This is a genomic window from Streptomyces sp. NPDC048337 (genome assembly GCF_043201175.1).
GTDB lineage: Bacteria > Actinomycetota > Actinomycetes > Streptomycetales > Streptomycetaceae > Streptomyces.
This window is the reverse complement of record NZ_JBICYR010000001.1, coordinates 373,474-397,141: the sequence shown is the minus strand read 5'-3', so window position 1 is coordinate 397,141 and position 23,668 is coordinate 373,474. Positions and strand designations below refer to the sequence as shown.

24 protein-coding genes and 2 pseudogenes are annotated in these 23,668 nt (G+C 70.6%); 12 read left to right on the top strand and 14 right to left on the bottom strand.

Translation table 11 applies throughout. The annotated features are described in order from the left end of the window. Positions 1 to 129: 129 nt before the first annotated feature. Positions 130 to 1,038, top strand: coding sequence for an allantoinase PuuE (puuE, locus tag ACGFYU_RS01910; RefSeq protein ID WP_393825269.1), 909 nt, complete (start codon positions 130 to 132; stop codon positions 1,036 to 1,038). A 13-nt stretch (positions 1,039 to 1,051) separates the two neighbouring features. On the opposite strand, the gene ACGFYU_RS01905 is transcribed toward puuE, so the two are convergent. After that, positions 1,052 to 2,170 carry an acyltransferase gene (locus tag ACGFYU_RS01905; RefSeq protein WP_393825268.1) on the bottom strand — a complete coding sequence of 373 codons (1,119 nt, stop codon included), beginning with the start codon at positions 2,168 to 2,170 and terminating at the stop codon, positions 1,052 to 1,054. Beyond that, complete coding sequence (locus ACGFYU_RS01900; RefSeq protein WP_393825267.1) at positions 2,167 to 4,413, bottom strand: bifunctional polysaccharide deacetylase/glycosyltransferase family 2 protein; 2,247 nt, start codon at positions 4,411 to 4,413, stop codon at positions 2,167 to 2,169. Before ACGFYU_RS01900 ends, ACGFYU_RS01905 begins: the two co-directional genes overlap by 4 nt. A gap of 690 nt (positions 4,414 to 5,103) precedes the next feature. Here ACGFYU_RS01900 and ACGFYU_RS01895 point away from each other — a divergent pair. The 3 genes from ACGFYU_RS01895 to ACGFYU_RS01885 all read left to right on the top strand — a co-directional run bounded on the left by ACGFYU_RS01895 (position 5,104) and on the right by ACGFYU_RS01885 (position 7,633). Continuing rightward, complete coding sequence (locus ACGFYU_RS01895; protein WP_393825266.1) at positions 5,104 to 6,138, top strand: chitinase; 1,035 nt, start codon at positions 5,104 to 5,106, stop codon at positions 6,136 to 6,138. A gap of 45 nt (positions 6,139 to 6,183) precedes the next feature. Then, on the top strand, positions 6,184 to 6,759 hold the full coding sequence (locus ACGFYU_RS01890) for a TetR/AcrR family transcriptional regulator (RefSeq protein WP_393825265.1): 576 nt from the start codon (positions 6,184 to 6,186) through the stop codon (positions 6,757 to 6,759). 85 nt (positions 6,760 to 6,844) lie between these two features. After that, on the top strand, positions 6,845 to 7,633 hold the full coding sequence (locus ACGFYU_RS01885; RefSeq protein WP_393825264.1) for an SDR family NAD(P)-dependent oxidoreductase: 789 nt from the start codon (positions 6,845 to 6,847) through the stop codon (positions 7,631 to 7,633). Positions 7,634 to 7,668: 35 nt separating this feature from the next. Here the strand turns inward: ACGFYU_RS01885 and ACGFYU_RS01880 are convergent, their stop codons facing one another. Together ACGFYU_RS01880 and ACGFYU_RS01875 are read right to left on the bottom strand one after the other, a co-directional pair. Continuing rightward, positions 7,669 to 8,544 carry a hypothetical protein gene (locus ACGFYU_RS01880; RefSeq protein ID WP_393825263.1) on the bottom strand — a complete coding sequence of 292 codons (876 nt, stop codon included), beginning with the start codon at positions 8,542 to 8,544 and terminating at the stop codon, positions 7,669 to 7,671. Between the two features lie 23 nt (positions 8,545 to 8,567). Further along, positions 8,568 to 9,068, bottom strand: a pseudogene (locus ACGFYU_RS01875) (hypothetical protein); the annotation flags it as partial. Between ACGFYU_RS01875 and ACGFYU_RS01870 the strand changes: the two are divergent. The 6 genes from ACGFYU_RS01870 (at position 9,068) to ACGFYU_RS01845 (ending at position 14,974) form a co-directional block, all read left to right on the top strand. Then, a complete protein-coding gene (locus tag ACGFYU_RS01870; RefSeq protein WP_393825262.1) occupies positions 9,068 to 9,532 on the top strand; it encodes a nuclear transport factor 2 family protein in 465 nt (154 codons plus the stop codon). The pseudogene ACGFYU_RS01875 and the gene ACGFYU_RS01870 overlap by 1 nt on opposite strands. Positions 9,533 to 9,612: 80 nt before the next feature. Further along, complete coding sequence (locus ACGFYU_RS01865; RefSeq protein ID WP_393825261.1) at positions 9,613 to 10,191, top strand: carboxymuconolactone decarboxylase family protein; 579 nt, start codon at positions 9,613 to 9,615, stop codon at positions 10,189 to 10,191. After that, complete coding sequence (locus ACGFYU_RS01860) at positions 10,188 to 11,054, top strand: RNA polymerase sigma-70 factor (protein ID WP_393825260.1); 867 nt, start codon at positions 10,188 to 10,190, stop codon at positions 11,052 to 11,054. The genes ACGFYU_RS01865 and ACGFYU_RS01860 overlap by 4 nt, the downstream gene beginning before the upstream one ends. A 320-nt stretch (positions 11,055 to 11,374) precedes the next feature. Continuing rightward, positions 11,375 to 12,619 (top strand): hypothetical protein, encoded by a 1,245-nt coding sequence (locus ACGFYU_RS01855; RefSeq protein ID WP_393825259.1) that lies wholly within the window; start codon positions 11,375 to 11,377, stop codon positions 12,617 to 12,619. Next, complete coding sequence (locus ACGFYU_RS01850; protein WP_393825258.1) at positions 12,616 to 14,226, top strand: substrate-binding domain-containing protein; 1,611 nt, start codon at positions 12,616 to 12,618, stop codon at positions 14,224 to 14,226. Before ACGFYU_RS01855 ends, ACGFYU_RS01850 begins: the two co-directional genes overlap by 4 nt. Further along, entirely contained in the window at positions 14,210 to 14,974 is a 765-nt protein-coding gene (locus tag ACGFYU_RS01845) for a hypothetical protein (RefSeq protein ID WP_393825257.1), read from the top strand. Before ACGFYU_RS01850 ends, ACGFYU_RS01845 begins: the two co-directional genes overlap by 17 nt. Here the strand turns inward: ACGFYU_RS01845 and ACGFYU_RS01840 are convergent. From ACGFYU_RS01840 to ACGFYU_RS01820, 5 genes are all read right to left on the bottom strand, one after another. Further along, positions 14,971 to 15,393, bottom strand: a complete 423-nt coding sequence (locus ACGFYU_RS01840; RefSeq protein ID WP_393825256.1) for a hypothetical protein — start codon at positions 15,391 to 15,393, stop codon at positions 14,971 to 14,973. The two genes, ACGFYU_RS01845 and ACGFYU_RS01840, sit on opposite strands and share 4 nt — an antisense overlap. A gap of 37 nt (positions 15,394 to 15,430) precedes the next feature. Beyond that, positions 15,431 to 15,967: an NUDIX hydrolase family protein gene (locus tag ACGFYU_RS01835; RefSeq protein WP_393825255.1), complete on the bottom strand. Its 537-nt coding sequence runs from the start codon at positions 15,965 to 15,967 to the stop codon at positions 15,431 to 15,433. A gap of 331 nt (positions 15,968 to 16,298) precedes the next feature. After that, complete coding sequence (locus tag ACGFYU_RS01830; protein WP_393825254.1) at positions 16,299 to 16,694, bottom strand: cupin domain-containing protein; 396 nt, start codon at positions 16,692 to 16,694, stop codon at positions 16,299 to 16,301. A 10-nt stretch (positions 16,695 to 16,704) separates the two neighbouring features. Then, positions 16,705 to 17,388, bottom strand: a complete 684-nt coding sequence (locus tag ACGFYU_RS01825; RefSeq protein ID WP_393825253.1) for a helix-turn-helix transcriptional regulator — start codon at positions 17,386 to 17,388, stop codon at positions 16,705 to 16,707. 93 nt (positions 17,389 to 17,481) lie between these two features. Then, positions 17,482 to 19,200, bottom strand: a complete 1,719-nt coding sequence (locus tag ACGFYU_RS01820) for a DUF885 domain-containing protein (RefSeq protein ID WP_393825252.1) — start codon at positions 19,198 to 19,200, stop codon at positions 17,482 to 17,484. Between the two features lie 89 nt (positions 19,201 to 19,289). Between ACGFYU_RS01820 and ACGFYU_RS01815 the strand changes: the two genes are divergently transcribed. Further along, positions 19,290 to 20,186 carry an NAD-dependent protein deacetylase gene (locus tag ACGFYU_RS01815; protein WP_393825251.1) on the top strand — a complete coding sequence of 299 codons (897 nt, stop codon included), beginning with the start codon at positions 19,290 to 19,292 and terminating at the stop codon, positions 20,184 to 20,186. A gap of 11 nt (positions 20,187 to 20,197) precedes the next feature. Here ACGFYU_RS01815 and ACGFYU_RS01810 read toward each other — a convergent pair whose 3' ends face one another. Genes ACGFYU_RS01810 through ACGFYU_RS01800 form a run of 3 tightly spaced genes read right to left on the bottom strand, consistent with a single transcriptional unit; the run spans position 20,198 to position 21,824 of the window. Continuing rightward, positions 20,198 to 20,797, bottom strand: coding sequence for a hypothetical protein (locus tag ACGFYU_RS01810; protein WP_393825250.1), 600 nt, complete (start codon positions 20,795 to 20,797; stop codon positions 20,198 to 20,200). Further along, entirely contained in the window at positions 20,794 to 21,045 is a 252-nt protein-coding gene (locus tag ACGFYU_RS01805; protein ID WP_393825249.1) for a hypothetical protein, read from the bottom strand. Before ACGFYU_RS01805 ends, ACGFYU_RS01810 begins: the two co-directional genes overlap by 4 nt. Before the next feature lie 56 nt (positions 21,046 to 21,101). Then, positions 21,102 to 21,824, bottom strand: coding sequence for a dienelactone hydrolase family protein (locus ACGFYU_RS01800; protein WP_393825456.1), 723 nt, complete (start codon positions 21,822 to 21,824; stop codon positions 21,102 to 21,104). A 124-nt stretch (positions 21,825 to 21,948) separates the two neighbouring features. Between ACGFYU_RS01800 and ACGFYU_RS01795 the strand changes: the two genes are divergently transcribed. Continuing rightward, positions 21,949 to 22,428: a MarR family winged helix-turn-helix transcriptional regulator gene (locus ACGFYU_RS01795; protein ID WP_393825248.1), complete on the top strand. Its 480-nt coding sequence runs from the start codon at positions 21,949 to 21,951 to the stop codon at positions 22,426 to 22,428. 134 nt (positions 22,429 to 22,562) lie between these two features. On the opposite strand, the pseudogene ACGFYU_RS01790 reads toward ACGFYU_RS01795, so the two are convergent. Beyond that, positions 22,563 to 22,980: pseudogene (locus ACGFYU_RS01790) on the bottom strand (mechanosensitive ion channel family protein); the annotation flags it as partial. A 144-nt stretch (positions 22,981 to 23,124) separates the two neighbouring features. Then, complete coding sequence (locus ACGFYU_RS01785) at positions 23,125 to 23,598, bottom strand: hypothetical protein (RefSeq protein WP_393825247.1); 474 nt, start codon at positions 23,596 to 23,598, stop codon at positions 23,125 to 23,127. Positions 23,599 to 23,668: the final 70 nt, after the last annotated feature.

The following is a 23,668-nucleotide window of genomic DNA, read 5'->3' as shown; positions in this document are numbered from 1 at the left end:
TTGCTGGCGCCGCTGTCGTTGCTGCCACATCTACCCGAGGGTCTCCATGTTGGCGACCCCGTCGGCGGCGCGCGTCCCGGAACGCGAGTCTGAACGGCCGGCGGCCCATCGGTCGGTAGGGTGCCGTCCGTGTCCGATCATCAGCGCGACCTCGTCGGCTACGGCGCCGAGCCGCCGCATGCCGCCTGGCCCGGCGGCGCCCGCGTCGCCGTCAGCCTCGTCCTCAACTACGAAGAGGGCGGCGAGCAGAACGTCCTCGAAGGCGACCCCGCCTCCGAGGGCTTCCTCCACGAGATCGTCGGCGCGCCGCCCGTGGTGGGCGGGCGCGAGCTGAACGTCGAGTCGATGTTCGCCTACGGAGCGCGCGCCGGGTTCTGGCGCATCCATCGCACGCTCGCAACCCACGGCGCACCGCTCACCGTCTACGCCGTCGGGCAGGCACTGGAGCGCAACCCGGAGGCGGCGCGGGCGATGGGCGCCGCCGGGTGGGAAGTGGCCGGCCACGGTTGGCGCTGGGTCGACTACCGTCACGTGCCCGAGGACGCCGAGCGCGGCGACATCGCCCGCTCGATCGCGACGATCGAGCGCCTTGTCGGACGTCGGCCCGTCGGCTGGTACACCGGCCGGACGAGCCCGAACACCCGGCGGCTCGTCGTCGAGGAGGGAGGTTTCCTCTACGACTCCGACGACTACTCGGACGACCTGCCGTTCTACGTCCAGGAGGGCGGGCGCTCGCATCTCGTGATGCCGTACAGCCTCGATGCGAACGACTTCAAGTTCCTGATCGTCCACGGCTTCACGACCGCCGACGACATGCTCGCGTACCTCATCGACACGTTCGACGCGCTCCATGCCGAGGGAGCCGAACGCCCGCGCATGATGAGCGTCGGCATGCACTGCCGGATCATCGGCCGGCCCGGCCGCATCCGCGCACTCGACGGTTTCCTGAGGCACGCCGCGCAGCGTGGCGGGGCGTGGGTCGCCACGCGCGAACAGATCGCGCGTCACTGGCTCGCCACGCACCCGCCGCTGCTCTGAACCCCGACCGTCCTTACGGCAAGAGCCGCGGCCTCTTCCTCGCCGCCAGGTCCTCGACCCAGCCGCAGAGCAGGACGGCCACCGCGAGCAGGAGCCATCCGATGGCGAACAGGAACCACTGGCTCTCCAGCGGCAGGTAGGCCACGAGGGCGGGGGCGTCCCAGAAGCGGTCGATCAGGAGGACCCCGAGGATCAGCGCGATCTCGTGCCAGAGGTAGATCGTCACGGCGCGGCGGTTGAAGATCGTCACGATCCGGTCGAGGCGTCTGAAGCGTGCGAGACCCGCGAGGTCGACCCTGCGGCGCGCCTTGACGTACATCAGCAGCAGCACGAAGCCGGCGGAGTAGAAGGCCTGCGCGAGGGGGATGTCGTCAAGGTCGTAACTTCCCACCTCCGCCTGGTGCGTGAGCGCGTACCAGGCGCCGAAGGCCAGCGCCGCCAGTGAACCGGTGACCACGAGGCCCGGCTTCAGCCTCCGCAGCACGTCGTCGTGGTGTGCGAAGCCGACGAGCCAGCAGAACAGGAAGGTGGCGAGGTCGACGAGGCCGCCACCGAAGCGGCTGTCGGGTGGCTCCCAGAGGAACTGGAAGAGCAGGACGGGAGCCAGGGAGAGCAGCAGCACCGGGATCGGCGCCTTGCGGAACACCCGGAGCAGGACCGGGGAGAGCAGAACGAACCAGAGGTACGCGCGCAAGTACCAGAGGACCTCCCACGCCTGGGTGCCCCACTCGTCGCCCTGGGGGTCGCCGAGGGGCAACACCCAGTAGAGGACGTCCACGCCCGGCACCCAGCCGTGGATCACCATCGCGGCCACGACGAAGAAGCCCCAGAACCAGAACGGCAGCAGCAGCCTGCGCATCCGGCCCTTGATCACATCGAGTGCCGGACGCTCCAGGGACTTGGCCATCAGTGTGCCGGCGAGTGCGAACATGACGCCCATGGACGGGAAGGCCATCCCGGCCCAGGCCCAGCCGAAGGCGTGGTACGTCACCACGCGGACGAGAGCGACCGCGCGCAGCACGTCGAAGTAGCGGTCACGACCACCGGCCGGGGCGGTCGGCGCCGCCGGAACCAAGCCCAGCCGGAGCGTGTGCACGTCGCTTCCGGGCTCCGCACGGGCGTCCCGGCTCATCGGCCGGTCCCGGCGGGGGTGCCGACTTCGCCCGTGCGCTTGAGCTTCTGCCAGCGCAGGCGGCCGCCGGTGAGCGCGGTGACGCAGGAGTGGATGAGGACGAGGTACATCATCTGGCGGTACGCGAGCTGCTGCAGCGGCATCATCAGGAGGTACCGGTAGCGCTCGCGGTCGAGGCGGAACGCGTAGGCGGCACAGAGGAGTTGAACGGCGAGGACGGCCAGCCAGGCGACCAGCGCCGCCTTGAAGTCGATGAAGATCATCGAGTAGGCGGTGAACACGTCGATGAGCGGGGCGAACACGGGTGTGATGATCTGGAAGATCACGACCAGCGGCATGCCGACCCGGCCGAAGCGGCCCGAAGGTCCCTTGTCCGTGAGGGACTTGCGGTGCTTCCAGAGTGCCTGCATGGTGCCGTAGCTCCAGCGGTAGCGCTGGCTCCACAGCTGCTTCAGCGAACCGGGCGCTTCGGTCCAGGCCTTGGCGTGTTCCTGGTACACGACCCGCCATCCGGCGCGGTGCATGGCGATGGTGATGTCGGTGTCCTCGGCGAGGGTGTCCTCGCTCATGCCGCCGGCCTCCAGCACGGCGTCGCGGCGGAACGCGCCGACCGCGCCCGGAATCGTGGGCATGCAGCGCAGCAGGTCGTACATTCGGCGGTCGAGGTTGAAGCCCATGACGTACTCGATGTGCTGCCACGCGCCGGTGATCGTGTCGCGATTGCCCACCTTGGCATTGCCCGCGACCGCGCCGACCCGCGGATCCGCGAAGGGCTGCACCAACTGCCGTACGGTGTCCGGCTCGAAGACGGTGTCGCCGTCCATCATCACGATGATGTCGTAACGTGCGTTGCGTACACCGTTGTTGAGCGCGGCGGGCTTGCCCGCGTTCTCCTGCCGGATGACGCGCACGTTCGGCATGCCGAGGGACTCGGCGATCTCGGACGTGTTGTCCGTCGAACCGTCGTCGACGACGATGATCTCGATCGGATGGGTGCTCTGGGCCAGCGACTTGAGGGTGTTGGCCATGCACTCCTTCTCGTTGTAGGCGGGCACGATCACGCTCACCGGCCCGGTGACCGTCGGCCCCCAGCTGAACCGGCGTCTGTTGCGCTGTCTGTGGTGGCGTCGGGCGAGGATCACCATCAGCCCGAACCGACCCATGACGGCGACACCGACCACCGCGAGCCCGATCGCGAGCCCCGGCACGGTCCATTCCGCGACGGCGACGGCCGCGATCAGGGCCTTGCCCTCGTACAGCGTCGCCCCCGTGGCGGTGCGGTGGGCGGCCTGGAGACCGCCTGCTCCACCGGGTCGCCGCGCGTCATCCAGTGGCCGGCCTCCCGCCTCCTGGGCGCCGCTCCCCGCCTGCTGACTCGCGCCGCTGACGGTGGTGAACGTGTAGCCCAGCGCCTTCATCTTCTTGATGTACGAGGGAAGGGCCTTGATGGTCTGACTGCGGTCACCACCGGCGTCGTGGAAGAGGACCGAGGCGCCCTTGCCCGAGGACGGCGTGGCCCATTCGACGATCTTGGAAACGCCCGGGGTCTTCCAGTCGTCGCTGTCGGTGTCCACGAAGACGCTGGTGTAGCCCTGCTCGCCGAGCTGCTTGTAGACGGGCCAGCTGTAGTCGTCGATGGCGTCCGGCTGAGAGGAGTACGGCGCACGGAACAGTGTCGTCGTGATGCCCGCCGCACCCGCGAGCGCCAGCTGGGTCTGCTCCATCTCGCGGGTGACCCGGGCGCCGCTCTGGTACGAGAGGTCGACGTGCGTGAAGGTGTGGATGCCGACCTCGCTGCCCTGGTCCACCATGTCCTGCACGATGCCCGGGTGACGCGCGACCATCGAGCCGACCAGGAAGAAGGTGCCCGGGACGTCGTTCTCCTCAAGGATCTTGAGGACCTTGGGCGTCCAAGTGGGGTCGGGGCCGTCGTCGAAGGTCAGGGCGATGGTCTTGTCCGGCACCGACACGGACTGCACCCGGCCGCCCCGGAAGCTCAGGATCGGCCCGCCGGCGAGGACCTCGTCGGGGACCTCGTCGGAACCGGCCCCGGTGCGGATGCGCTCGTCACCGCCCACCTCGGCGCGTAGATAGCCGTCGAGCAGCATCACGCCGGTGAGGGCGGCGAGGAGAATCAGCGCGAGGATCACACGCGGTTTCTGCAGGGCCGCGGCCTTGCCCGCGGCCCGGGTCATCCGGGAGGGGGCGCGCCTGCGCCCGCGCGGGGATGTGGTCGTCGTCATGGGTTTCTTCGGGCTCCGGTGAGCTGGCGCGAGTAGAGGCAGGCAGAGACGGGGTGGGGGTGGAGGTGGCCGTAGGCGGAGCCCCGGTGGGCTTCGCGGGCGGCGTGCCGACGCCACCCTGCGGCCCGCCGTAACCGAGCCCCGGGTCCGGGGCGCCGGGAGCCGGCCCGGCACCCCCGAAGGGCAGGAGCGAGGACGGGGCGAGCGAGGTGCCCCAACCCATGAAGGCCATGCCGAGCACGACCGCGTACCCGACGCAGACGACACCGCCGGTGAGACCGATCCGGCGGAGCAATCTGGCCCTGCGCCCGGAGTTGTCGACGAACACGGGACCTTCCGCGGGCCCATTGCGGGGCTTGCGGCGGCGGCGCGGGCCGGAGTGGTTTTCGGAAAGAGGCTCGGAATTCATTCCAGGAGGTTAAGAACGCTTCCTGAGTCAAAACCTTGGCTCCCCTATGAGGTGCCTATGAATAACGCCTCAACCTGTCCGTTCCCTGAGCGGATCCGAGATCATCCAGAGAAGCCAGGACGACGAAATGGGCCCTATTGTCCGAGTATTGGCACTCAGTGATGCCCATTCTGGAGTGATTTCATGAGCCGCCTGCACATTTCTCGCCGCCGCGGAAACTCAGCCACACATGAGACATTCACAAGCCTGAGTCAGTGATCACGAGAGCGGGAGCGTGTGCAATGCGGAATTTCCTGAGGCCGGCCGCCGGACTGCTCGCCTGTCTGGTGGCCTTCGCCTGTACCGGATGCTCCTCGGACGGCACCGAACCGCCGGGCGGCGCAGGCTCGTCGAGCCCGACCGGGTCCGGCGCCTCGCCCTCGGCGACAGCGGCGCCGAGCACGTCCTACGCGCCCTACGTCAGCGCCACCACAGCCTCCACCAACGACTCCGCCGGCTCCCCTTCGGCGTACAACCTGGCCTTCGTCATCTCGGACGGCAGTGGCTGCACGCCCATGTGGGACGGGAGCCACGCCATCGACGATCCGGCCGTCAAGTCCCGTATCTCGGCGCTGACATCGTCCGGCAGCAGCGTGCGCGTCTCGTTCGGCGGCGCTTCCGGAACGGAGCTCGCCGCGGTCTGCGCCGACGCGTCCGCGCTTGCCGCCGCCTACGCGGGCGCGCTCGACGCCGCCGGGGCGACGCAGGCCGACTTCGACATCGAGGGTGACGACCTCGGCGACTCGGCCGCGATAGCGGTGCGCTCCAAGGCCATCGCTGTGCTCCAGAAGGAGCGCCCCGACTTGGCGGTCTCCTTCACCCTGCCCGTCATGCCCTCGGGGCTCGACGACGACGGCCTCGCACTGCTGCGGTCCGCCAACGACAACGGCGTGAAGGTGGCCACCGTCAACATCATGACGATGAACTACGGCGGCACGTACACCGGCGACATGGGCGACTACGCGATCACCTCCGCCCAGGCCGCCCACGATCAACTGCGGGACGTCTTCGACCTCTCCTCCGACGGCGCCTGGCACGGTCTCGCCGTCACTTCGATGATCGGTGACAACGACATCGCGGGCGAGACGTTCACGCTGTCCGACGCGGCCGAGGTCCGTTCCTTCGCCGAAGGCACTGGCATCGCCTGGGTGTCGATGTGGTCGACCTTCCGCGACCGGCAGTGCGAGGACGGTGACACCTCGTCGGACGACGCCGCGACGAACTGCAGCGGAGTGCCGCAGAGCGCCGGCGCGTTCGCGGAGGCCTTCTCCGGATGACCCAAGTATTTGACCTGTAGGTCAAATGATCACTACAGTGGCGGCATGGGCAGACCGAAGGGCTTCGAACCGGACGTGGTCATCGCGCAGGCGATGGAGACGTTCTGGACCAAGGGCTACGTCGGCACTTCCCCCGCCGACCTCGCCGCGGCGACCGGAGTGGCCAAGGGCAGCCTGTACCACTCCTTCGGTTCCAAGCGTGAGTTGTTCGGCAAGGCGTTGGACCTCTACGGCCGGATGTGTTCGGAGTTCGCCGAGGAGTGTCTCTCGCGGCCGGGGACCGCCAAGGAGTGCATCCGCGCGTACTTCGTGCTGCTCGTGGACATGAGCCTGGACGGGCCGACCCGTCGCGGGTGTCTGGCTCAGAAAACGGTCGAGGAGCTCGGCGGGCGGGACGAGGAGGCCACCCGCGCGGCGCACCGCATGGAGGAGCGCAGTATCGAGCAGTTCGCCGCCCGCATCGAGCAGGGGCAGCGGGATGGCGACGTCGACCGGGGCGTTGACGCCAAGGCGTATGGACTGTTCCTCCAGACCACCCTCGCGGGGCTGCGAGTCATGGTCAAGACGTTCGACCGGCCGGCCCTGATTCAGATCATCGACACGGCCCTGGCAGGCCTCTGAGACACGACGCCTCGGGCGGCGGAGTTTTTTGCGCCCTGATTTTAGACCTGCAGTTCAAGAACCTGTCGTTCAAGAAGGGGACATCATGGAACTCGGTATCAGCGGGAAGACCGCCCTGGTCACCGGCGCGAGTCGCGGCATCGGCCTCGCGATCGCTCAGGCCCTGGCCGCGGAGGGCGTCCGGGTGGTGGGTGCGGCCCGGACCGTCACCCCCGAGCTGGAAAAGGTCGCCGCCGCGGTCGTGTCCGTGGACCTGAGCACACGCGACGGGGCGCGGTCGGTCGTCGATCAGGCGCTGGCCGCGGTCGGCGGGATCGACTTCCTCGTCAACAACGTCGGCGCGGGCGACCCGGAAGGGCTGTCCCTCGCCGGGTTCCTGGACGTCGACGACGACCAGTGGCAGAACATATTCGATCTCAACCTCTTCAGCGCCGTGTGGACCACCAAGGCGGCGTTGCCGAGCATTCTGGAACGCAAGGGCGCCATCGTGAACATCTCCTCGATCAGCGCCCACGTGCCCGGCGGCTCGCCGGTCGGCTACGCGGAGGCCAAGGCGGCGCTGACCCAGTTCGGGAAGCGGCTCAGCGAGGAGCTGGCGCCGCGCGGCGTCCGCGTGAACACCGTCTCCCCCGGCGTCGTCTCCAGTCCGCTGTGGACCGACCCGGACGGCTACGGCGGCAAGGTGGCCGCCGCGTACGGGGTGGGCCACAGCGACCTGCTCTCCGGTCTGCCCGAGCAGGTCGGCATCGCCTCGGGGCGCATCACCGAGCCCGAGGAGGTGGCCGACCTGGTCGCCTTCCTGCTGTCCGACCGCGCCGCCAGCATCCACGGCGCCGACCACATCATCGACGGCGGCACCCTCAAGGCCGCCTGACAGGGCCACAGCCACGCCGCGGAGGCGTTCCGGAGTCAGGAGCCGTCGGCGGCCTTCCGCAGCTGGTACAGCTTCCCGGAATCCGGGCCGCCGACGTGCCGGTAGATCCGGGGCTCCTGGTCGGTGCCGCCGACGCTCCATGCCGACCAGGAACACCCCGGGACGCGTACGCGGACTTCCTGGGTCCAGACGTCCCGCCCGGGCTCGTACGACCAGGTGCCGGAACCCGAGCACCGCCGCGACGGGCCGCTGGGGTGGTCGTCGGGGGCGTGCTCGCCGACGCCGGAGGCCGTAACCCGGCCGTCCGAGGTGAAGACCAGAGTTCCGCTGGTGTGGTCGGCCCAGGTGCCGGCCATGGTCGCCGGACCGATCGCCGGCGGCTCGTACGCGGGCAGCAGGCCGAGGGTGAGCCCGAGTGCGCCGAGCAAGCCCGTCCCCGCCACCACCGCCGTGCCCCACAACGCCACTTGCCGAACCAGTCCCGGGTGCCGGGGTCGGGCGGCCAGGCCGCCCACCGAGAGCGCGGCCGTGGCCACCGCCCAGAAGGCGAGCACGGGCCGCACCTCCACGCGGTTGTACGCCGCGAAGGCCAGGATCGGTGGTGCCACCAGGGCCGCCACCATCAGCGGCACCAACCACCACGCCTCGCGGCCGCCGATCCGGCGGGCGAGCAGGTCGGCCAACGCCACCGCCGGCAGCACGAAGACCAGGGACAGCAGGAACGCGATCACGCCCACGATCACACCGAAGGAGAGCATGCCCGCCACCAGGGCGGCGTGGTCGACCGGTGTGTCCGGCGGCGGCTGCGTCCGGACGTACAGGAGGACCACCACGATGGCGAGCGCGACCTCCAGGCAGCCCACCAGCACCGAAACCAGCAGCATCCGGCCGTACGACCGTTTCTGATACACGGCCACCCCCCCTCGCGGCACGGCTAAATGAACGCGTCCGCCCGGGCTGGGCCGCGCGAATCCATTCTGCCAGCCGGGCTGAACGCGTTCAATTCATTCTTCGCGCACCGCGGGCGGGTGCCGAGGAGGGCCAGGGCACGGGCACTGGGCGTTGCGGGTTCGGCCTGGTAGACGACGAGTTGCCGGCCAGGTGTCCCGCGTACGTCGAAGGCCTGGTAGGTGAGGGTCAGGGAGCCGACGTCCGGGTGGATGAAGTGTTTGACGTCCGAGGTCTTGCCCTGCACGGCGTGCGTGCTCCACAGGCGGGTGAAGTCCGCGCTGTGCTCGGTGAGGTCGCGGACCAGGCTCTGTAGCCGCGGGTTGTCGGGCTCGACGCCGGTCGCCTGGCGGAGGTGGCCCACGACGGCTTGCGCCGTGTCGGCCCACCGGGCGTGGAACCGGCCTCCCGCCGGGTCGAGGAAAACCAAGCGGGCGAGGTCGTCCGCAGGCTCGAAGGGCGAGTACAGGGCTTCGGCGAGGGCGTTTGGCCGACGCCGACGACGATCTGTCCCGCAGGCTGCGGGCCTTGGAGGACAAGGAAGCGTTGCGCGCACTCGTCATCCGCGGCTGGCGGGCGCTGGACCACAAGGACCGGCAGACCTGGTCCGGCTGCTGGGCCGAGGACGCGGTGCTGGAGTTCGGACCGTGGGGAACGATCCGCGGGCGGCAGGCGATCAGGGCAAAGGTGGAGGACGCGGAGGCGCGCTGCCCGAGCATGCAGCACCACATCCTCAACACGCACTTCGACGTGGCGGGCGACCAGGCCACCGGAATCGGCTACATGTGGTTCGTGACCGATCCCGCGCCCGGGACGGCCGTCTCCCCCTACGCCATGGGCGGGCCGTACGACTGGGAGTTCCACCGGGAGGGCAGGGGCTGGGTCGTGGTGCGCCAGAGGCTGGGCGTCTGGTGGACCGAGGGCGAGGACCCTCTGCGATCCGCCTCCTGAGACCGTTCGGGTGGATGTCACATCCGGGGCCTCGGCGGTGTCTTCATGGCGACCAAGCCAACACCGACGAGGAGAACACCGTGACACCACGCGTTTCGAAGGCCGAGCTCCCCACCGAGCTCGCCCAGAGCGTGATCAAGCAGCTCGGCTCGGTGGCCGAGCCCGTGGAGGTGGTGTGGCACAACCCGAACGTCGCCACCGCCAACCTGGAGTTCTCGGCCAAGCTCGCCGCATGGGACGCCGCCGATGCCGGCCTGGAGTCGTTCGCGCACATGGCCGTCGCGGCGCAGGTCGGATGCAGCTGGTGCCTGGATATCGGCTACTTCCAGGCGCAGAACCAGGACCTCGACCTGGTCAAGGCGAGCCAGGTGCCCCGCTGGCGGGAGTCGGAGGTGTTCACACCGCTGGAGCGGGACGTCCTTGAGTACGCGGAAGCCATGACGAACACGCCGCCGACCGTCACCGACGAGTTGTACGCGGGGCTGCTCGACCGGATGGGCGCGGCGGCGATGGTGGAACTGACCGCGTACGTCGCCTTCGTGAACATGGCGACCAGGAACAACACGGCCAACGGGGTCACTTCGCAGGGTTTCTCCGACGCGTGCGAGACACCGCTTGCCGCCCGTCCCGGTACGTCCCGGACAGCGTCGACGGCATGAACGAGGACCCTTTCGTCGCCCATCGCAGGCTGCTGTTCACGGTCGCCTACGAGATGCTCGGAGCGGCGGCCGACGCGGAGGACGTGCTGCAGGAGTCCTGGCTGCGGTGGGCCGGTGTCGACCGCTCCCGTGTGGGCGATGCGCGGGCCTATCTCGTGCGTGTGGTGACGCGGCAGGCGCTCAACCGGCTGCGCACGCTGTCGCGCAGCCGGGAGGAGTATGTCGGCGAGTGGCTGCCGGAACCGCTGCTGACCAGCCCGGACGTGGCAGAGGACGTCGAACTCGCGGAGAGCGTCTCCATGGCCGTGCTGACCGTCCTCGAAACCCTCGGGCCCCCCGAGCGGGCGGTGTTCGTCCTCCGCGAGGTGTTCGAGATGCCGTACGGGGAGATTGCCCGGGCCGTCGGCAAGTCCCCTGCCGCTGTGCGCCAGATCGCACGGCGGGCGCGCGAGCACGTGTCCGCCCGGCGGCCCCGGGTGGCAGTGGACCGGGCACAGCAGCAGAGCGTGGTGGAACGCTTCCTGGCAGCCTTGCGCACGGGCCGGCTACAGGAACTGATGGAGGTCATGGCACCCGACGTGGTCATGATCGCCGACGGCGGGGGGCACGTGGCCGCCGCACTCGTTCCGGTCCGCGGCGCCGATGTGGTGGTGCCGCTGCTCGCACGCGCAAGCCGGGTGGTGACCGCGTTCGACGCGAAGGCGGTCTGGCTGAACGGCGCGCCCGCCGGCCGGATCGAGATCGACGGCCGGCCGGCCGCGGTCAGCCTCGAAGTGGAGGACGGGCGGATCACCCGGATCTACGTGGTCAGGAACCCGCGGAAACTGACCCGGCTGGATGACATGGCAGAACTCGCCAGGTAGCAGCAGGATCCGGCGGAGGGGGTGTTCCAGGCGGTTCCCACCCGCCGGGAACGCCCCCGGCCGGCGCTCCCGGCGGACGGTGGCTTCCACGCCGGCCGTCACCGTTCTCACGCGTAGCCGAGGATCACCACCAGTGCCATGCACTCCGCGAGGACCTGAACGGCGAGCGCCACCTGCCGATCACGCTCGCCCCACTCCGTGACAACTACCCACGCTTTTATGGCCGTTGTTAACGCCAAGTTGGCAGGACCGCGCCCGAATGGACTACCGGGCGGTGCACACTGCCACGTGAGAGGTGACGTGGACGACGGGGGGCATGGGTGGTTGTCGGGGAGAGACCGGTCGTCGAGGAGCCCCGCCTGGCCGTCCGACGCCGGTCGTCCGGCTCCTGGTCGCGGCGGAGCCTCCTGCTGTTCCTGCTGCCCGTACTGGCCACCGTGATGACGGGTTTCACCACGCTGGCCGTATCGGGCAATCTGCTCCTGCCGTTCGAGAGCGTCGTCGTCCTCGAAGGCAAGATGGCATCCAAGCGGGACTTCTTCGAGGACGAGGAGGTGCAGCGGATCCTGCTGAAGCACCGCATCAAGGTCCACATCACCAGCTCGGGCTCCCGCGAGGTCGCCCTGAGGGACATCGCGTCCTTCGACTTCGTCTTCCCGTCCGGCCAGCCGGCCGGTGATCTCATCACCGGCGTGCGCGCGGCGGCCGGCCAGTACGCCAAGGTGCACCGCCCGTTCGTGAGCCCCATCGTGCTGGCGACCTACCGGGAGTACGCCGAGACACTGCGCGACGCCGGCATCGCCACCCCGCTGTCCTCCGGGGGCACGGACCCGACGCTCTACTACTCGCTGGACATGCAGAAGTTCCTCGACAGCATCAACAGGGAACAGCGCTGGAACGACCTCGGCATCAGCCGGCACGGGATCTCCAACGCCAACCGGATCGTCGCCCAGAGCCCCGACGTGTGCAGCTCCAACTCCGCCGGGACCTACCTGGCGTTGGTCTCCTTCACCTGGCGCGGCAACGGTCCCGATGTGCCCGGTACCGCGCAGGAGGCGAGCAGCCGCGCACAGTCCATCAGGCACCTCATGGAGCAGGGCCTGCCCGCCGCCGACGTGTTCCGGACGTACATCTCGCCGGAGGGCAAGGGGATCGCCCCGGTTGTCGTGGCGTACGAGCACCAGTACCTCACCTATCAGGTCCGGCATCGGGCCGAGTCCGAGCGGCTCGACTCGGAGCGGGTGCTGCTCTACCCCTCCAGCCAGTTCGTCACGCAGCCCCAGTTCATCTCCCTGAACGACAAGGGCGAGCGGCTGGGGGAACTCATGGTCACAGACCCGCAGTTGCGCCAGCGTGCGATGGAGCTGGGCTTCCGGATCCTCGACGGCACCGGTGAGGTCGCCGGCGACCAGCTGGCGCGGTTCCTGACCGGGCGGAGGGTGCCGGTGCCGGACCTGCGTGGTGACGACACCCGCTCGCCCATGCCGCGCATCCGCTATCTGGAGCAGATGATCTCCCTCGTCGGCGACTGCCCGCCCGCCCAGCTCCCGGACGGGGCGCAGTGACGGCCCGCGGCACGCCCGGCCGACGCCGCCGCAGGTCCCCGGCCGCGCTCGCCCTGGCCTTCCTGTGCGTCCTGGCCACGCTCACCGCCTGCTCCGGGGACAGGGCCGAGCCGGTGAACCTGCGTGTGCTCGCCAGTTCCGAACTCGCCGACATGCGGCCCCTGTTCGACGAGCTGCGCCGCGATACCGGCATCACGCTGACGATGGAGTACCAGGGCACGGTCGAGGCCGCCGCCTCCCTGGCCACCGGCCGCTACCGACACGACCTCGCCTGGCTCTCCTCCTCCCGCCCCTTCCAGCTCCTGCTGAAGCAGAACGGACGTCAGGCGGACAGCCCGCTTTCGACGAGCACCATGCTCTCCCCCGTCGTCGTCGGCCTGAAGCCCGGGACGGCGCAGCGACTGCGGCAGGCGACCCCCGACGGGCAACTGTCCTGGGCGGACCTGGCCGATGCCGCGGCGGCCGGCACGCTGAAGTACGCGATGGCCGACCCCCGCATTTCGAACAGCGGACTCGCCGCACTGGTGGGCGTCGCGACCGCCGCCGCGGGTACCGGCGGCGCGCTCCGCCCAGAGGACGTCTCCTGCGACCGGCTGCGCGGCTTCTTCGCCGGGCAGGCGCTGACCGAGGACTCCTCCGGCAACCTCACCGAGTCGTACGTACACGGCGAGGACGGTGTCGACGGTCTGATCACCTACGAGTCCGAGCTGCTCGCCCTCAACCGCGCGGGCACCCTGCGCACTCCCCTGGAGATCGTCTACCCGAAGGACGGCATCGTGCTGTCCGACTATCCGCTGATGCTGCTCGACCCGGCCAAGCGGGCCGCGTACGACCGGCTGACGGCCTGGCTCCGGAGCGAACCGGTACAGCAGAGGATCATGGAACGAACGCTGCGCCGCCCGGTCGACCCCGGCATCACCCGCATACCCAGCCTGCGCGCTCCGCTCGGCAACGCCCTGTACTTCCCGGACAGCCAGGCGGTCGTCGACCGGCTGCTGGCCGACTACGACAGCGCGCGCGACGGCCGCCCGGCCCGGGTGATCTTCCTGCTCGACTTCTCCGGATCCATGCGCGGCAAGCGGATCGCGGACCTCCGCGCAACGATGGACGGGCTCAGCGGCGCGGACGACTCCAGCTCCGGCAAGTTCACCCGGTTCCACCGGGGCGAGACCCTCACGGTGGTGCGCTTCGGCGGCCGCGTCCTGGACGAGCAGAGCGTGACGTACACGGGGGCATCCGACCTGGAGCGGCTGCGCGGCATGCTCGCCGACGACGGCTTCGACGCGAGCACGGCCATATGGTCGGCCCTCGACCACGGCTACCGGACGGCGGCCGACGCGGTGGCGAAGGACTCCCGGCAGCCTGTCTCCATCGTGCTCATGACGGACGGGGAGAACAACGCCGGGATGAGCCTCGACGAGTTCCTCGGCCGGTACGCCGCCCTGCCGCCGGCCGCCCGCGCGGTCCACACGTACACCGTCCGGTACGGCGAGGCCGACCAGCGGGAGCTCGACCGGGCCGCCAGAGCCACCGGCGGGCACATGGTCGATGCCACCGGGCAGTCCCTTCTCGAAGCCTTCAAGGAGATCCGTGGGTGTCACGAGTGAAGCGTGGCGGGCCGTGTGGTGGCCCTGGATGCTGCTGTGGGCGGCCACCGGGGCGGGCCTCGTGGTGCTCCTGGCGGTAGCGGTACTGCGGCTGGTCGGGGTCCGGCGGGCCGCCGCGCAGGACATCACGGACGGCATCTGCTTCTACCTGCACGACAAGACGGTCATGGACCACTACCAGATGCGCGGGTACACGGCCGCCCTGCGCAAGGAAGTCGAACAGCGCACCAGCGACAGCAAGGACGGCACCGTCCGCGCGAAGGTCTTCGGCGTGGGCGCGGACGGGGGCCGCAGGGAGAACACCCAGGTCGTCAGCCGCTATCTGGAGGTGGCGGAACCGATCTCGGTGATCGGCCTGATCATGAAGGTCCTCGAGGAGAAGCGCGTCATCGTGCACGTCGACCTCCCGAGCCAGTCCGTCACGCGCAGCCCCGCGCTGCTGCGGACGGCCTCCGGCGCGCAGGGCGCCGTCCGACTGCGCGACATCGAGGGCTTCGTGCTGATCCGGGGCCGGTTCCGTACCACCGGGGAAGGCCCGGCGGGAGCCGACTCCACGGTCTTCCTCGCCCCGTACGGGGACCCGGCGGATCCCTCCCGGGGTCCCCGCGTCCGGGTCACCTGCGCCACGGAAGGCCTCCGCGCCCAAGTCCCGCAGGGCACCTTCTCGGCCCGCTGGCTGGGCAAAGTCCAGGAATGGAACCCGGATGAAGGGGTGCTGGAGGTCCAGGCGATGGCCATCTTCCGCTAGAGGATTGGCTCCAGAGTCAGCCGGTTCCCCCAGTCGTTGGTCACGACGGCACTCATGCCTTCGTAGCGGACGCTGACGAACGGGTTGGAATGGAACATCACGGCGATCCACCGCAAGGAGCGGTTGGCGTCGAGACGGGCGAGGTAGCCGATGTTGCCCATGCCGCCGCCCCCGCCGGACATCCACCCGGATCCGTCCGGTAGCGGGCTCTCGAAACAGGTGTCCACCTGGTCGATGCCGTGCTCGTCAATGGCCTGGGCCACGTCGAACGGCTCTCCGATACGGAAGGGAATCGGCTGTCCGGCATCCGGGCGGTAGGCCCCGGGACCTTCGACATGCAATTCCAGGCCGGTGTCGTCCGGACGGTACAGCCCGTCGCGGAGCGGCATCTCCCCCACCTGCCAGAGCTCCTGGATCATCCCCACAGCCCATCCCCCCGTCGACCACCAGGAGCGGTCAGTAGGCGTGTCCCGCATGCGCGAGCGCCTGCTTCAGCAGCACCCCGTGGCCGCCCGGCATCTCGCTCTGCACGGCTGGGGAGGCGGCCTCCTGCGGACTGAGCCAGACCAGGTCCAGCGCGTCCTGCCGGGGGCGGCAGTCGCCGGCCACCGGCACGATGTAGGCGAGGGACACGGCGTGCTGGCGCGGGTCGTGGAAGGAGGTGATGCCCGCCGTGGGGAAGTACTCGGCGATGGTGAAGGGCTGGAGGGAGGCGGGCACACGGGGTAGGGCCACCGGGCCGAGGTCCTTCTCCAAGTGGCGCAGGAGCGCGTCACGGACCCGCTCGTGGTGCAGCACGCGGCCGGATACCAGGGTTCGGCTGACCGTCCCGTCCGGACCGATGCGCAGCAGCAGTCCGATGTCGGTGACTTCACCCCTGTCGTCCACGCGTACGGGCACGGCCTCCACGTACAGGACCGGCATTCGGGCCCTGGCCATCTCCAGCTCGTCCGTGCTCAGCCAGCCGGGCGTGGTCTCGGTCAAGTCAGACATTGCTTGATCATACTTTCCTGGCGCCGCGGCCGCAGGATACGCGCCCAATACCACCGAGACGGCCGGTGATGCGCTACGCGCACTGCTTGCCGACGCTCACCGTGACGGGGACGTCGGGCCCGTCCAGCGAGGACGCGGCCGCGCCTGGGCCGGTCCGTGGCCGCGCCGCCGAAGGCGCGGTGGGCCCGAGCTCAATGGCTGCCCCTGACAGCCGCAGCCCTCCGCGGCGGCCCGGGGCAGGCCCTCCGTGAACTCGCTCTGGCCGAACACCGCGAGCACGGAGGAGTTCGGAGGCGCCGTGGCTGTGCGCCGGGATGGTGCAGGAGGAGACTCAGGCCGCGGCGCCGAGTTCGGTGCGGCGGCGCGGACGGCGGCCGGAGGGCCGCGGCAGGTTGTCGACGAGGTCGCTGTGCGAGAAGACGGCGAGCACCATGGCGGGGCTGTCGGTGCGGTTGGCCAGCGTGAACAGCTCACCGCGCGGGACCATCACGCAGATGCCGGGCCCGACGGTCACGGAGCCCTTGCCGGGGTTGCCCACTTCGATCTCGCCCTCGACTCCGGTGAGCAGCACCTCGGAGTCCTCGTACGAGTGCGCCTCCATGCCGGAATCGGCGATCAGTTGGATCCGGGCGGGGACGAGCTCCCGGAACGGCGCCCCGTCCGGGTCGATCCGGACTACGGGCATGTCGCGGCGGACGTACTTCCTGCCTATGGAGATGGGAATCAAGGAAGCCTCCTCAAGGAGCCTGTGAAACCGGGGGTTTGGTTCGGTTCGGTCGATCGGAGCCGAGTTCGACGGCGCAGAGTTCGGGCGCGACGAACGGGCGAAGGCGCGCGCCCATCCCGGTGCCCTCCAGAAGGCCGTCGAGCACGCCTTGGTGGACCGAGCAGATGACCTCGGGACGTGCCCGCGCCGTTTCGCGGTAGGGGCAGCCGTGCAGCAGCACGCGCCGATCGCGTCCCGGGGCGGGCGTCTCCTCGGGACGGAACCCCATGCGGGAGGCGAGCTCCACGACCCGTTCGGCGGGGTGCCCGCCGCCGGCGGCGGCGAGCCGCCGCCCCCAGTCACGGCCTGCCGCGCGAGAGGCATCCGCGTTCCCGGCCAGTGCCCCGGCGAGCGCGTCGGCCAGCTCCCGGTACGGAGCGTCCGGGGTGCCGACGCCTGAGGCGGCACCGACCGCCGTCCATGTCAGCCGGGGGCGGCCGCGCCCGGGCCCCGCGCGAGTGGTGGCCCGTACCAGGCCCGCCTCGGCGAGCGCAGCGAGGTGGTGGCGCACGGTGGCGACCGAAAGACCGGTGGCAGCTGCCAGTTCCGCCGCGCCCCGTGCGCCGCCCGATTCCCGCAGCAGGGCAATCAGACGCCGACGCGAAGGGGCGGCGAGGGCTCGGTGGACTCGGTCACCACCGGTCATTTCGGTCATATGTCAAATATAATCGATGGGTATCAGCTAAAAAGCAGGGCAGAACGTCCTGGATCGTCGGGCCGTAGGGCCACAGGGCCTCCAGCGCCAGGATCAGAGTCGGCCCAGTTCCTCCCTCAGGTCGTCCAGTCCCAGGGAGCCGAGCGAGAGTGCGGCCATGTGCCACCGCTTGAGTCGGAAGTGCGAGCCCTGCTTCGCCCGGGCCGTCTCCCGGCCCTGCAACCAGGCCCGTTCGCCCAGCTTGTACGTGATCGCCTGCGCCGGCCGGCCCAGATAGCGGACGATCTCGCTGTCCAGGTACGCGGGCGGGCGGCCGGAGTGGCGGCCGAGGAACTCCCGGGCCAGCGCCGGTGTCCAGCGCTGACCGGCGGCGAAGGGCGAGTGCGCCGGGATTTCGAGCCGCAGGTGCATGCCGAGGTCGACCATGACCCGCAGCGCCCGCATCATCTGGGCGTCGAGATGGCCGAGGCGGTCCTGCGGCTCGGTGTAGAAGCCGAGTTCGTCCATGAGGCGTTCTGCGTACAGCGCCCAGCCCTCGGTCGTGGCGCTGATCTTGCCGACCTTCGTCTGGTAGCGGGAGAGGGACCCGGCCACGACCGTCCAGTGCGCCAGCTGGAGGTGGTGGCCCGGCACCCCCTCGTGGTACCAGGTGGAGACCAGATGGTGGGTCGGGAAGCGGGTCCGCCCGAGCGCCGGCAGCCAGGTGCGGCCCGGGCGGGAGAAGTCCAACGAGGGCTGGGTGTAGTACGGGGCGGCCGCGCCGCCGGGCGGCGCGATCCGGGACTCCACCCGCCGGACCGGATCGGCCAGGTCGAAGTACGTGCCGTCAAGGGCCTCGACGGCCTCCTCCATGAACGTCTGCAACCACAGCCGCGTCTCCTCCACGCCCTCGACGGCGTGACCGTGGCGGTCCAGCCAGGCCAGCACCTCCCACGGGTCGTCCGCCCCGGGCCGGATCCGCCCGGCCTCGGCGCGCATCTCGGCGAGCAGCCGGTGGAACTCCGACCAGCCGTACCCGTACGCCTCGTGCGGATCCACCTCGGCGCCGGTGTACATACGGGCGAAGCGGGCGTACCGTTCGCCGCCCACCGCATCCGGCCGGCCGTCGGCCAGTCCGGCGTACACCTGGGCGAACCAGTCGCGCAGCTCGGCGACCGCCCCCGTGGCCAGCCGCGCCGCCGTCTCGACCTCGGTGCGCGGGGCCTCCTCGGGGGCGCCGGCGGCCAGCCGACCGAAGCCGCCCGTCCCCAGCCACTCGTCCATCTGCGCGATGTTCTCGGCCACTTGACGGGGAGCCGCCAGCAGGCCTTGCCGTGCGCCCGCGCCGAGCGACGCCCGGTAGCCGGTCAGGGCGGCGGGCACCGCGTTCAGGCGCCGTGCGACGGCCCGCCAGTCCTCTTCGGTCGCCACCGGCATCAGCGAGAAGACCTTCCGTACCTGGTGGAGCGGCGAGGAGAGGTTGTCGACCGCACACAGGTGCTCACCGGCCTCGAACTGCGCCAGCTCCGCCCCGAGCCTCTCCTTCAGCAGGGCCGCGCACCGCCGCTCCACCTCGCTGTCCGCGCCCGGCGCCTGCTCGGCGGCCGTGAGCTGTGCGAGAGTCGAGTGCGCGAGCTCGGCCAGGGCCTGCCGACCGTCCGGCGAGAAGTCGGGGAGTGCGCCCGAAGCGCCGGGCACCCCCAGGAAGGTGCCGACGATCGGATCGAGCTCGACCAAGGCGTCGACGTAGCCGTCGGAGATCGTTCGGGGCAGGGCGTCCGGTGGGTTCAGCACCCCCAGTGCCTGCCCGTCCGGAACAACGCCCAGTCCCACCACCGTTCAGGATGACCGGTATCGCACCGCCCCTGGCCCGTCTCGAAGCCCTCGCCGCCGACTCGTCCCCCGCGCGTAGGCTTGGTGGCATGCGCATGCGCCCCACCCTGAGCTGGACGCCCACCGAGGACCTGCGGCCCGGCAGCACGGATCCGGAGCCGGTCGCCGATGCCCTGAGCGCCGGTGGTGTGCTGGTGCTCAGTGGGGCGGGCATGTCCACGGAGTCGGGCATCCCCGACTACCGGGGCGAGGGCGGGAGCCTGAGACGGCATACCCCGATGACCTACCAGGAATTCACCGCCAGTACCCAGGCCCGGCGCCGGTACTGGGCGCGCAGTCACCTCGGCTGGCGTACGTTCGGCCGTGCCCGGCCCAACGCCGGGCACCGGGCCGTGGCGGCGTTCGGGCGGCACGGCCTGCTCTCGGGTGTGATCACCCAGAACGTCGACGGGCTGCATCAGGCCGCCGGCAGTGAGGACGTGGTGGAACTCCACGGGAGCCTGGGCCGGGTCGTCTGCCTGTCCTGCGGCGCCTTCGGCTCCCGCCGTGAACTCGCCCGGCGGCTGGAGGAGGCCAATGCGGGCTTCGAGCCGGTGGCCGCCACGCTGAACCCGGACGGTGACGCCGACCTCACCGACGAACAGGTCGCCGATTTCCGCGTGGTGCCCTGTGCGGAGTGCGGCGGCATCCTCAAGCCGGACGTGGTGTTCTTCGGCGAAGCCGTTCCGCCGCGGCGGGTCACCCACTGCCGAGAACTGGTCGGTGAGGCGGCTTCGCTGCTGGTCCTGGGCTCATCACTGACCGTGATGTCCGGGCTCCGGTTCATCCGCCAGGCAGCCCAGGCCGGAAAGCCTGTACTGATCATCAACCGGGACGTGACCCGCGGCGATCGGCACGCGGTCACCCGGGTCGCGCTCCCCCTGGGCACGACCCTCACCTCCCTGGCCCACCGACTGGACGTCCCCGTCGACGACCAGAGCCCCTGAACCCGTGGGCCTCAGGGCTTCTCGGTCGCGCCGAGGGGCCGCTTGTAGTACCGCCAGGGGAACCAGCCCGCGCCAACGGGGATCCAGCCCTCCGCCTCCATCCGCCGGTGCCGGCCGCTCGAGGCCAGCGTCACCCGGCAGTGCTCCCACGGGCGGTCGGACGCCTCCACCTCGTGGAACAGCGCACCGTACCCGACCAGGTGCCAGCCTTCGCGCCCGGCCTCCGCCAGGGCGGCCATCTCGTTGAACGCGGACAACGGGCTGAGGATGCGGCGCTCCGCGGCGCCCGGCCCCCCTGCGGGCGGGTCGGAGGCCACGGCGTCCTCGGCCTTGCCCCCGAAGCGCTGCTGGGCGGCCTGGCGGCTCACTCCCAGGACGCGGCCGACGGTGTCCCAGCTGTGCCCGGCCGCCCTGGCGCCCTGAACGGCCTCGCGCAGCAGCCGGCTCGCCTCCTCGGCACCGACCCGCGAGGCGTCCACCAGACGCAGATACCCGTCGGCGTCGTGCTCCAGCGATGCGGCCAGCCCCTCGCGGGCACCGAGGACCGCGGCCGCGATCCCCTCCCGGACGCGGACGGTTTCCCGGGGGCCGAGCAGCGGCTCGCCGCTCATCGCCGTGCGCCGGAGAGGGGCTCCGGCATGTCGAGCACCTCCGCGTCGCGGCGCGCCCGGTCGGCGGCGGTGCGGGCGGCCAGTGCGCCCGTGGCGGCGATGAGCACGAGTTCCGTCACGACCAGGACAGCCCAGCCGGTCGTGCTCAACCGGTCGGCGAACATCGCGGTGATCGCGGGCAGGCCCGCGATCACCGGCAGCAGGGAGGAGGCGCTCTCGTGGGACGCCTTCGACTTCAAGATCGGCATGCGTCAAGGAAACCTTGACATGATCGCGGTGTCAAGAATTCCTTGACGCCGGACCCTCAGCCGTTCGCCAGGGTGCGGTCGAGGAGGGGCAGCAGGCGGTCCCAGTGGCGCCGCAGCGCGGCGGGGTTGAAGGCGTCGGTGTCGGCCATGGTGAAGCCGTGGACGGTGCCGGGGTAGATCTCGGAGGTGTAGTCGACACCTGCGGAATCCAGGGCCTGGTTGACTTCACCGAGGGCCTCAGGAGTGATGTCGGTTTCGGCGTGGCCGAGGTGCACCTGGGCGGTGAGCTTGGCGAGGCCGTCGGGCCCGTCGGCGCCCACGGGACCGTGGAATGCGGCGACTGCGGCCACCCGGCCGGGGTGGGCAACGGCGGTGCGCATCGCCAGGAGGCCGCCTATGCAGTAGCCGGTCACCGCGACCGGTCCGGCACCGACCTCGGGCCGGGTGGCGAGGAATCCGAGGTAGCCGTCGGCGTCGCTCAGGACGCGTTCGGGGGTGTGCGCCTCGATCAGGGGCATCAGCCGGGCGACGAGCCCGGGGCGGACTTCTTCTCCGACGTGCTCGGGAAGTTCGATCACCGGCGCCGGGCCGTGCCGGTAGAAGAGGTTGGGGACGAGCACGTAGTACCCGTGCCCGGCCAGTTCGCGGGCCATCTCCCGCAGCACGGGCCGGATCCCGAAGGCGTCCGGGTACATCAGCACCCCCGGGTGCCGTTCGCCGCGGTCGGGAAAGGCGGCGAAGGCGTCGGCCTGGCCGTCCGCGGTGGGAATCTGCAGCATCTCGGCGGGAATGGCGGATCTTCCTTCCTTGGTGTTCACCCAACTAACGTTTATTACACTAACGATTTGCTGCGAGTGACCGTACATCGTTAGTCGATCTAACGCAACGAGTAGGATGGACGCCATGACCAGAGCCGAAGCCGCGCACACGGCCGACGACGGCGAACGCCGGATGCCGGACAGGCTGCGTCGACTGACGAGCCGACAGTTGTCGCAGCTGACGGCCCGGTCGGACCGGCTGATCAACGAGGGGCTGGCCCGGGTCGACGCCCACAAGTGGCACTACGCCGTGCTCGCCTCCCTGCAGGAGTACGGGCCGGGCAGCCAGGCCACGCTGAGCCGGCGCACCGGCATCTACCGCAGCGACATGGTCGGCGTGCTCAACGAACTGGTCGAGCGTGGCCTCGTCGAGCGGGTGCCGGATCCCGACGACCGGCGCCGCAACGTCATCACCCTCTCCGCCCGGGGTCGCCGTCGCCTGCCCCGCCTCGACAAGCTCCTGGACGAGCTCCACGACGAACTGCTCGCTCCGCTGAGTCCGGCCGATCGCGACCGGCTCATGGACCTGCTCACCCGCTTGCTCGACCACCACACCAGGAGCTGACGCGCGGCAGGGCGTCCGGGGGCTTCCGGGCGAGCCAGGTGATCAGTTCCTCCCGTACCGCGCAGCGCACCGTCCAGAGGTCGTCGGCGTCCTTGGCCGTGACGATGACCCGCACCACGATGGTCGAGGGGGGCGACGACGACGGTCACGACCCGCGTGATCAGGGTGACCTGGGTGCGGACCCGGCGGACCCGGGCCGGGTCGCGGGTGCCGGTCGCGTAGCGGGCGTAGCCGGACTCGACGACGGCGGAGGCCGCCCCGACGATGAGCCAGGCCCCGGCGCCGATCAGGGCGAGCGAGAGGATCCGGCCGACGACGGCCGCGTTGTCCTGCAGCGGCCGCCACGCGGTCTGCCGGTAGGCCCCCCTGAGCAGCGCGGCGAGGAGCACGATCTGCAGGGCCGGGCGGCAGCGGCGCAGCAGGTGCCACAACGGCGTCTCGGGGTGTCGCACGGCGGCTCGGCGCAGCAGCCGGTCGACGGCCCACCAGGCCGCGACGGTGAGCAGGGCCGAGCCCCCCCAGGACGGTCAGCAGGCGAAGAGCGCTGTTCATGACTCCTCAGCGGATGTAGGTGGCAGGGACTTCCACGCCTCTGCCCCGAGCCGGGGAGGTGACACAAGGGGTCTCCGGAATCGCGGCTTTCACAGGTCCCGCAGCGCGGGCAGCAGCCTTGCCCCGGCCCCCCGGCCCCCCGGATCAGGAAGCCCGGTCGGTCCTCCGGGCGGCCGCGAGCGCCTCACCGGTGGAGCCGTACACGCGGCCGGTCGCCCGGAGGGAGTCCCGCAGGAGGGCGAGGGTCGGCGCCGCCGGCGCGACGACGGAGAGCACGGTGCCCCGTACCTGACAGGACCGCGAACCGCGCAGAACGGCGCTCAGGACCGCCGCGGTCGGCACGCCCGGAACCTCCAGGACCACGTGCCGGGGAGAGTACGCGGCCAGGAGCTCATCGAGCGCGAGCGTGGCCGCGGCCCGGCTGCGGATCGAGAGCCCCGGGAGCAGACGTACGAGCAGGGTGTCGTCGTCCGTCAGGCGGTGGGTGAGCAGCATGTGCACATCGTCCACCCGCTCCGGTCCCGGCGCCTTCCCACCGGTCCCCCCACGTCGGCCGGCGGTGTCCAGGGCACCGAGGCGAGTGGCGTCGGGGGTCACGATCTCCCGTGCGGTGGTCATGATGGACGGTCTCCCGGTTCTGCAGGCGGAACGGGCGACCCCTACGGCGCCCGACTGATCACGCGCATGC

Excerpts from the sequence above, each read along its gene's own strand:
- ACGFYU_RS01905 (WP_393825268.1), bottom strand. The coding sequence starts at position 2,170 with ATGAGCCGGGACGCCCGTGCGGAGCCCGGAAGCGACGTGCACACGCTC.
- ACGFYU_RS01900 (WP_393825267.1), bottom strand. The coding sequence starts at position 4,413 with ATGACGACGACCACATCCCCGCGCGGGCGCAGGCGCGCCCCCTCCCGG.
- ACGFYU_RS01895 (WP_393825266.1), top strand. The coding sequence starts at position 5,104 with ATGCGGAATTTCCTGAGGCCGGCCGCCGGACTGCTCGCCTGTCTGGTG.
- ACGFYU_RS01890 (WP_393825265.1), top strand. The coding sequence starts at position 6,184 with ATGGGCAGACCGAAGGGCTTCGAACCGGACGTGGTCATCGCGCAGGCG.
- ACGFYU_RS01885 (WP_393825264.1), top strand. The coding sequence starts at position 6,845 with ATGGAACTCGGTATCAGCGGGAAGACCGCCCTGGTCACCGGCGCGAGT.
- ACGFYU_RS01860 (WP_393825260.1), top strand. The coding sequence starts at position 10,188 with ATGAACGAGGACCCTTTCGTCGCCCATCGCAGGCTGCTGTTCACGGTC.
- ACGFYU_RS01840 (WP_393825256.1), bottom strand. The coding sequence starts at position 15,393 with ATGATCCAGGAGCTCTGGCAGGTGGGGGAGATGCCGCTCCGCGACGGG.
- ACGFYU_RS01835 (WP_393825255.1), bottom strand. The coding sequence starts at position 15,967 with ATGTCTGACTTGACCGAGACCACGCCCGGCTGGCTGAGCACGGACGAG.
- ACGFYU_RS01825 (WP_393825253.1), bottom strand. The coding sequence starts at position 17,388 with ATGACCGAAATGACCGGTGGTGACCGAGTCCACCGAGCCCTCGCCGCC.
- ACGFYU_RS01815 (WP_393825251.1), top strand. The coding sequence starts at position 19,290 with ATGCGCATGCGCCCCACCCTGAGCTGGACGCCCACCGAGGACCTGCGG.
- ACGFYU_RS01810 (WP_393825250.1), bottom strand. The coding sequence starts at position 20,797 with ATGAGCGGCGAGCCGCTGCTCGGCCCCCGGGAAACCGTCCGCGTCCGG.
- ACGFYU_RS01805 (WP_393825249.1), bottom strand. The coding sequence starts at position 21,045 with ATGCCGATCTTGAAGTCGAAGGCGTCCCACGAGAGCGCCTCCTCCCTG.
- ACGFYU_RS01800 (WP_393825456.1), bottom strand. The coding sequence starts at position 21,824 with ATGCTGCAGATTCCCACCGCGGACGGCCAGGCCGACGCCTTCGCCGCC.
- ACGFYU_RS01795 (WP_393825248.1), top strand. The coding sequence starts at position 21,949 with ATGACCAGAGCCGAAGCCGCGCACACGGCCGACGACGGCGAACGCCGG.
- ACGFYU_RS01785 (WP_393825247.1), bottom strand. The coding sequence starts at position 23,598 with ATGACCACCGCACGGGAGATCGTGACCCCCGACGCCACTCGCCTCGGT.